We start from the raw sequence: 613 nt of genomic DNA, 5'->3' as shown, positions 1-613 counted from the left end.
CGCAACCAGAGGGTATTGGGTTCGCCAAATCAAAGTATCCAGAAGGGTTTGGTGTTAACTATCATGATAAACCACACGGTTCTTTTCAAGGACGTTTTACAACAGCAGCGGAAGTATTATATTGGGGTGCCTACTGGGGAGCAGATGGTGATGTTTGGTTAGATTTAGGTAGAAGTCGTTGGGTAAAGGCTGAACATTATAATTACTGGCCTTTCAAAGCAGTATCAAAGTATCCAGAAGGATGGGGAGTAAATTATTACGATGGTATTGATGGTCCATATAAAGGTACAATTTCTTCAAAAGCGCCTGTCATGATTTATGCTCGTAAAGAAGGATGGATCGATGTTGGTAGAAATAGTTGGGCACCTGAAGAACACTTTGATATTTTAGATATTCGATAAAAAAACAATCCCAATAGAAGCTATTTTTTATGTTTTATAAGAATAGAAAAATTAGTTAAATAGTGTTCCGTTGCTTATTCAAAATATGCACCTGGTTTCGGTATTAATAAATACTCAGCGCCAGGTGTTCCAGCTGGAAGCTACTTAGGCAGAATGGATGGTTCTCTTCCGTATGACATTTACTCTCGCAAAGATGGTTGGATTGATATTGG

1 pseudogene is annotated in these 613 nt (G+C 38.3%); it reads left to right on the top strand.

Annotated elements, in window-relative coordinates:
• A pseudogene (locus tag BAU27_RS30500) lies at positions 1-401 on the top strand (hypothetical protein); the annotation flags it as partial.
• Positions 402-613: the final 212 nt, after the last annotated feature.

The sequence above is a fragment of the Bacillus sp. NH11B genome (assembly GCF_001884205.1).
GTDB classification, from domain to species: Bacteria; Bacillota; Bacilli; order Bacillales; family Bacillaceae_G; genus Bacillus_A; species Bacillus_A proteolyticus.
This window is presented reverse-complemented; position numbering and strand designations above follow the sequence as displayed.